The 7,830-nt window shown below is 31.7% G+C and carries 7 protein-coding genes; 6 read left to right on the plus strand and 1 reads right to left on the minus strand.

From position 1 onward, the window contains the following. The 3 genes from QZZ51_RS15425 to QZZ51_RS15435 all read left to right on the plus strand — a co-directional run. On the plus strand, positions 1–997 hold a 997-nt coding region (locus QZZ51_RS15425), incomplete at its 5' end, for a GldM family protein (protein WP_291871283.1). Between the two features lie 110 nt (positions 998–1,107). Continuing rightward, a complete protein-coding gene (gene gldN / locus QZZ51_RS15430; protein ID WP_291871284.1) occupies positions 1,108–2,010 on the plus strand; it encodes a gliding motility protein GldN in 903 nt (300 codons plus the stop codon). A 127-nt stretch (positions 2,011–2,137) separates the two neighbouring features. After that, positions 2,138–3,199, plus strand: coding sequence for an FAD-binding oxidoreductase (locus tag QZZ51_RS15435; RefSeq protein ID WP_291871285.1), 1,062 nt, complete (start codon positions 2,138–2,140; stop codon positions 3,197–3,199). On the opposite strand, the gene QZZ51_RS15440 is transcribed toward QZZ51_RS15435, so the two are convergent. Then, positions 3,192–3,578, minus strand: coding sequence for a DUF983 domain-containing protein (locus QZZ51_RS15440; RefSeq protein WP_291871286.1), 387 nt, complete (start codon positions 3,576–3,578; stop codon positions 3,192–3,194). The genes QZZ51_RS15435 and QZZ51_RS15440 overlap by 8 nt on opposite strands. Positions 3,579–3,641: 63 nt before the next feature. Between QZZ51_RS15440 and QZZ51_RS15445 the strand changes: the two genes are divergently transcribed. The 3 genes from QZZ51_RS15445 (at position 3,642) to QZZ51_RS15455 (ending at position 7,740) form a co-directional block, all read left to right on the plus strand. Then, positions 3,642–5,555, plus strand: coding sequence for an ABC-F family ATP-binding cassette domain-containing protein (locus tag QZZ51_RS15445; RefSeq protein WP_291871287.1), 1,914 nt, complete (start codon positions 3,642–3,644; stop codon positions 5,553–5,555). A gap of 182 nt (positions 5,556–5,737) precedes the next feature. Then, entirely contained in the window at positions 5,738–6,622 is an 885-nt protein-coding gene (locus QZZ51_RS15450; RefSeq protein ID WP_291871289.1) for a hypothetical protein, read from the plus strand. A 230-nt stretch (positions 6,623–6,852) separates the two neighbouring features. Continuing rightward, complete coding sequence (locus tag QZZ51_RS15455) at positions 6,853–7,740, plus strand: hypothetical protein (RefSeq protein ID WP_291871291.1); 888 nt, start codon at positions 6,853–6,855, stop codon at positions 7,738–7,740. The last annotated feature ends 90 nt before the right edge of the window (positions 7,741–7,830 follow it).

A 7,830-nucleotide genomic window follows, 5' to 3' on the forward strand; every position in this document is an offset into this window, starting at 1 on the left:
AGGTTTTCCATTAATTGCTTCTTTAACTAAGTTAACCGCTTTACAAGCAGACATTAAAGCAACAGAAGAAGATGCTTTAAAAACAATGCTAGCAGGTAATTTAACAGACCAAGTATCTCTTAAGAACTTTGCTACTTCATTAAATGCTAGTAAATCAGCATTTTATAGTGGAGAAAAGTATGATGGTAAAATTATCATTAGCAAGACAGATAATTCTTCTACTCCAGTAAGAGCTGAATTAACTCTTGATGGTAGAAAAATGACGGAAGGTAAAGATTATAAATTAGAAGCAGGTGGAGTTAAGTTATTGATTGGTGCAGGTACTCCTGGCGATCATACTGTTGCTGGTCAAATTTTCTTTAAACAAGATGGAGAAGAAATTCCAGTAGAAGTAAAAAATGCTTTCGCTACAATATCTAAGCCAAATGCAGCATTAATTGCAGCAGATAAGATGAACGTTGTTTATCGTGGTGTTCCTAACCCAATGTCTATCTCTATACCTGGTATTCCTAACAATAAAGTTAGTGCTTCTGCAGCAGGTCTTAGAAAGAGCTCTGGTAGTAAGTATATCATGAATCCTGGTAAAGGTAGAAATGTTACTATTGTTGCTTCTGGTACATTACCTGATGGGCAAAGAGTATCTTCTAAATCTGAATTTAGAATTAAAGATATTCCAAGACCTTCTGGTTCTATTAGAGGAGAATCTGGTAGTGCAAAAATGCCTAGAAAAAACTTAGAAGTATCTACAGTTGGGGCATTATTAGAAGATTTCGATTTCGATTTAAATCTTAAAGTAAGTGGCTTTAAATTTAAAGTTCCAGGACAACCAACAGTTAACGTTAACGGTAGTAGATTAGACTCTAGAGCTAAATCAGCATTAAAGAGAGCTAAAAGAGGGGATGCAGTTCAGATTTTTGACATCAGAGCTTACATCACAAATAACAAAGGTTATAAATTAAAGAAAGTATCTCCTGTAGTTGTGGAGATTACAAACTAACAATAATTAGTAACTATAAAAATGAAATGAGCCATCTTATCTAGATGATACCCATTAAACATAAGTTGGCTCACAACATTTTAACTAGTAGAAACAATAAATATTTACAAATGAATTGGAAAAGAGTTTTATTAATCGGCACAGTAAGTTTATTACCTTTGTCAATGATGGCCCAAGCGAATATCTTAAACGCTAAAAAGCCACAAGAAATAGGGGTAAGAACAGCTGAGCAAAAGGCTTTGGACAATGACACTCCTTTAAGGTATGGTTATGTAGAAGACAGAGATATTCTTTGGTCTAAAACTATATGGGAGACAGTTGACTTAGATGAGCGTGTAAACTTTCCGTTATACTATCCTATTGATACTATTGATATAGGTTCTGATAGAAGATCGTTATATGATGTTTTAATTAAAAACATTAAAAGCGGAAAACTAGATGATGTATATGTGGATTCTTATTTTACAGAAAAAAGAAAATTCAGTGATTTAGAAGCTACATTACAGAAAGTAGATACTACCGATTATGGATACGAGCAATTAAATGCTGGTGAACAAATCTCGGAAGAGTATATTAACAAAAGAGATTTAACTGCTGCTGATATTGAAGAATACCGTATTAAAGGAATCTGGTATTTTGATAAAAGACAAGGAGAATTAAAATATCGTTTGTTAGGTATTGCTCCAGTAGCTCCAGATGTTAACTTTATAGATGATGAATCTATGGATCCAGGGGATGCTAAAGTAGAGCTTTTCTGGGTATGGTACCCAAGTGCAAGAAAAATTTTGCATGAAGCAAAAGTTTTTAACCAACGTAATTCAGCACAGCCAATATCTTTTGATATGTTGCTAAACGCAAGAAGGTTTGATGCCGTAATTTATAGAGAAGATAATGTGCATGGTGACCGTAAGGTTAGCGATTATATAGCTGATAATGCATTGTTTCAATTATTGGAAGCCAAACGTATAAAAGAGGTTATCCGAGACAGGGAGCAAGACATGTGGGCATATTAACCACAGAATATTCCAATTCAAAATAATATAATGAAATCCTCAGTGAAAACTGAGGATTTTTTTGTTTTTTAAAAATTCTGATATCTTAATATAAGGCATACTATTTAGTTTGTAATACCTTTGTACTATGGTAGATTATTTAGTGGTAGGTTTAGGGTTGGCAGGAATATCTTTTTGCGAACAATTACAAAAAAATAATAAAACGTTTAAAGTTATAAGCGATGATTCTCAGACATCATCTATAGTAGCAGGAGGATTATATAATCCAGTAATTCTTAAGAGGTTTACTTTAGCATGGAATGCCAAAGAACAATTAGAACTAGCAAAGCCTTTCTATATAGAATTAGAAAAAAAACTAAAAACTAAATTAGATTACAAGGTTTCAGTACACCGAAAATTTGCTTCCATAGAAGAGCAAAATCTTTGGTTTGAAGCTGCGGACAAAAATGCATTACAACCCTTTTTATCTACCAAGATATTAAAGAATACGAATGTTGCAGTAGATGCTCCATTTGGTTTTGGAGAGGTGTTAAATACCGGAAGAATAGATACACATGCTTTGGTAAAGAAGTATGCGGAATATTTAGACGGTTATGAATTACTACAAAAAGAGGTATTTAATTTTGATGATTTAAAATGTACTGCCGCAGGGATTAATTATAAAACCATAGAAGCAAAGAGAATTATTTTTGCAACAGGCTATGGATTAAAGAACAATCCATATTTTAATTATCTACCATTAAACGGAACAAAAGGGGAGTTACTGACTATTAATGCTCCAGAACTCAAAGAAGAAAACGTAATAAAATCTTCGGTTTTCACTATTCCAATGGGGAACGATAGGTATAGGGTTGGAGCAACGTATAAATGGAAAGATAAAACCAATACGCCAACAGTAGAAGCTAAAGAAGAGCTATTAGAAAAATTAGACACCTTTTTAAAATGTAAATACAAAGTAATAGATCATAAAGCAGGCATAAGACCAACTGTTGCCGATAGACGCCCGTTGTTAGGAAGGCATCCAGAGTTTGTAAACATGTACGTGCTAAATGGTTTTGGTTCTAGAGGAGTAATGATAGCTCCGTATGCATCAGCACAATTATTTAAGTATATAGAAAATGATACCGCATTGCCAACAGAAATAGATATTCTAAGGTTTACAAAAAAGCACTATAATTCTTCTATTTAATTGTTTTTTCCTCGGGATTGTATGATATAAAGAAGTTAATCCAGATGTTTCTAGATATTCGCATAATTACAGGCATAAAGAAAATTAAGGTACCCATGATTGCAAAAAAAGAAGTAAGTAAGGTTGTTTGTAATAGTAACTTACATATAACAAAAGCAGCAACTGCAAAAGCAATACCAACTCCATAACTTACGTACATTGCCCCATAAAAAAAAGAAGGTTCAATTTTATATTTGGTATTACAATGCGAACAACGTTCGTGCATTTTTAAGATATTACCCAAATGATAGGGGTTTTTGTCTAAATACATGCTTTCTTCATGACATTTAGGACAAGTTCCTGTTAAAATACTGTAGAGTTTGTTTCCTTTTTTTAACATTTGCAAAATGTTTTTGTAAAAGTACAAGAATGTGTTCTAAATAATTTATAATTCAACTACAAAATGCTTAATATCCATAACCTTTCTGTTTCTTTTGGAGGCGAATATTTATTTAAAGAAATATCTTTTAGATTAAACGGGGGTAATCGCGTTGGTTTAGTGGGTAAAAATGGAGCTGGTAAGTCCACGCTTTTAAAGTTATTGTCCAAGGATATGTCCATCGATTCAGGTACTATAGCAATAGAGAAGGATATTAAAATAGGATTTTTACGGCAAGACATTGATTTTGTGCTAGGTAGAACGGTGTTAGAAGAGTCTTACCAAGCCTTTGAAGAAATTAAAGCATTAGAACTTAAGATGGATGAAATAAACCATCAGCTTGCAGAGCGTACAGATTATGAAAGCGAGGGGTATAATCAGCTGATTATAGATTTAAGTGATATTACACACCATTACGAAATATTAGGAGGGTACAACTACCAAGGCGAGACAGAGAAAATACTACAAGGATTAGGTTTTAACCGTGAAGATTTTGATAAAAAGACAGAAACTTTTTCTGGTGGTTGGCGTATGCGTATAGAGTTAGCAAAACTTTTGCTGCAAAGTAATGATGTTTTATTGCTAGATGAGCCAACGAACCACTTAGATATAGAATCTATTATTTGGTTAGAACAATTTTTGAATAACTATTCCGGTGCCGTTGTTATTGTTTCTCACGATAAAATGTTTTTAGATAATGTAACGAACAGAACTATTGAAATTTCTTTAGGTAGAATTTATGATTATAGTAAACCGTATTCCGAGTATTTGGTATTAAGACAAGAGATTAGGGACCAGCAATTAAGTATTCAAAAAAACCAAGATAAAGAAATACAGCAGGCCGAACGTTTAATAGAGAAATTCAGGGCAAAATCTACAAAAGCCTCTATGGCGCAGTCCTTAATGAAGAAGTTAGATAAAATGGATCGCATCGAGGTAGATGAGGATGATAACAGTGTAATGAGTTTACGCTTTCCAATATCTGTTGTTCCTGGAAAAGTGGTTGTAGAAATAGAAAATTTGGCAAAAAGCTATGGTTCCAAACAAGTATTAGAAAATATAGATCTTTTAGTTGAAAGAAATAGCAAAACTGCTTTTGTGGGTCAAAATGGTCAAGGTAAATCTACTTTGGCTAAAATAATGGTTGGCGATATAGCGTATGACGGACATTTAAAACTGGGGCATAATGTTCAAATAGGGTATTTTGCGCAAAACCAAGCAGAGTATTTAGATGGTAATAAAACCATTTTAGATACGATGATAGATTCTGCAAACGAAAAGAATAGGAGTAAAGTAAGAGATATACTTGGGTCTTTTCTTTTTAAAGGGGATGATGTGGAGAAGTATGTAAAAGTACTTTCTGGAGGAGAGCGTAATAGGTTAGCCTTAGCTAAAATGCTATTACAACCTTTTAATGTATTGGTAATGGATGAACCTACCAATCACCTAGATATTAAATCTAAAAATGTGTTAAAACAAGCTTTACAAAATTTTGAAGGAACCCTGATTTTGGTTTCTCACGATAGAGATTTTTTACAAGGATTAACAGATAGTGTTTATGAGTTTAAGGACAAACGCATTAGAGAATATCTTGGAGATGTAGATTATTATTTGGAGCAACGTAAAGAGGAGAATTTTAGGAATATTGAAAAAAAAGAAAAAAACCCTAAGAAAAAAGAATCTATAACTAAGAATACAAACGATTTTCAAAATCAGAAAAAAGTAAAATCATTAAAAAACAGGTTAAGTTCAGTAGAGAGTAAAATAGCTAATTTAGAAAAAGAGATTGGACAAATTGACCACAATTTGTTGATGAATTATGATGAAACTATAGCTAAACCTAATTTCTTCGATTCTTACGAAGCAAAAAAGAAAACCCTAGAAGAGTTAATGGGGAAATGGGAAGCTATAACCATTGAATTAGAGGAGGTATCCTAAAATTCATTAAAATAACAAGTAATAAAATTCCTACACCACAAAAAATAAGTCTTACGCAACAAAATAGAGCAGTTTACCGAATACTTTTGGTTTTGTTGCGTTAATAGTTCAAATTTGTAAGATAATTCTTAGTTTGTGCTATTGAATTATTCTTTAGCTTTATAAAAGCAAAAAACTTATATATGAAAAAAGCTGTTTATATATTATTGGTGGTGTTTTTAATTTCCAATGTAGTTACTGCAAAAGTATCTAAAAAGGAAAAGAAAGCTCTTTTAGATCTATATAGTAGTACTAATGGATCGCACTGGATTAAAAAATGGGATTTAAAAACCTCTGTTTCTAATTGGTTTGGTGTTACGGTAGAAGACAATCATGTAGTTGAGATTAATTTATTTAGAAATAATTTAATGGGAAAACTTCCGGCAAGTATAGGGGAGTTAAAACATTTAAAAAAATTGAATCTAGCCTTTAATTCTATAACGGGTGAATTACCTAAAGAGATTGTAGAATTGCAAGAGTTAAAGACCTTGAAATTAGAAATGAATAGGCTTAAAGGAATACTGCCTAATGCTATTGGTAATTTAGATAAATTACAAGAATTAACAATGTTCAATAATTTTATTACGGGTTCTATTCCTGAGAGTATAGGCGAAATAGCAGGATTAAAAGTGTTAAACTTATCTAGTAATAATTTAAAAGGAGAAATACCTAGCTCTTTAGGAGATTTAGCAGAGCTTGAAATCTTAGGTCTTTTTGAAAATTCTTTATTTGGTGCAATTCCTAATGAAATGGGTAACCTAAGCCATTTAAAAGAATTGGTTTTGGCTAATAATCAATTAAATGGATCTATACCAGAAGAATTTGGTCAACTAGCGAGTTTAGAAGTATTGCAAATTCAGAACAATGCCTTTAATTCTTTTAAGAATTTACAGATGATGGATAGTAGACAGTTCTTAGTTTTTGATTATGATAAGGGCGAAGAAAAGGTAGATTTTAAAGATATTAACTTTAGTAAGTCAAGAATGGCTGATACAAAATTTGAGGATGACGAAGAAGATGAAAATTAAATAATATTTTAGTTAGTTTGGTTAATGGTGGGGGTGTGTGGTGCACCCCTTTTTTTGTTTGTAATGTTGTAATGAATAAAAAAATGCTCTTTCTTATCAGAAAACACTATTAATTACGTTAGTTCTATACTAATATAATTTAAAAGGATATCCATTTTAGCTAATAATAGGAGAATGGTAAACTTTAAAAACTATATTTTATATTAAAATAACAGACTAATTATTATACCATGAAACAAATTTTACTCCCCATTAAAATTGTGTTACTTCTTTTTTTCACAAGCCTTTCAACGGCGCAGGTATCCGAAAAAGAAAAAATTGCATTATTAGATTTGTATAATTCTACTAATGGTAAAGAATGGACAAGCGCATGGGATTTATCTAAGCCTATAGATAGCTGGTATGGTTTAAGCGTTAAGGATAACCATGTGGTGTCAATTAATTTGCATAGAAATAATCTACAAGGTAATATACCAAAATCAATAGAGAATTTAATTTATTTAAAAGAGCTAAATTTTGCTTTTAATAAGCTGACAGGAGAACTACCGGCGGAAATAACAAGTTTCTCACAATTAGTAGTACTAAAATTAGAAATGAATCAATTTAAAGGGGAATTACCTAAGGATTATTCTAAACTTGGAAGTTTAAAAGAATTAACATTGTTTAATAATTCCTTGGAGGGTACTATACCTGCAGGAATTGGGGCAATGTCTAGTTTAACGCTGTTAAATTTATCTAGTAATTATTTAACAGGTAATTTACCAAAATCAATTGAGGAAATGACTTCGTTGGAAAGTCTAGAGTTGTTTGGAAATAAATTTGAAGGCCAAATAAATATTGATTTAAGCGAGTTACAAAATTTAAGAGAATTAGTTTTGTCTTATAATAATTTTGACGGTGTAGTTCCAGAAAGTATTCAAGAGCTTTCCAGTCTAAAATTTGTGCAACTTCAAGGAAATAAATTTAGTTCGTTTAAGGGCTTAGAAAATCTTCAAAGCGAGGGTTTGCTTACTTTTGATAGTGATAATGTAGACTTAAACAGAAAGTATAACAAACCAAAATTCCGTTTATCGCGTTTAGCAGATTCAAAATTTGAAGACTCTAGAGCTAGACATTAAGTAGTAAATGTCTCGTCCTAAATAATCGATACAGGTTATTAAAGGATTAAATTTATTAATTAAAGCTGAACAATGATATCATTGTTCAGC

The sequence above is a fragment of the Maribacter sp. genome (assembly GCF_016744255.1).
Classification (GTDB): domain Bacteria; phylum Bacteroidota; class Bacteroidia; order Flavobacteriales; family Flavobacteriaceae; genus Maribacter_B.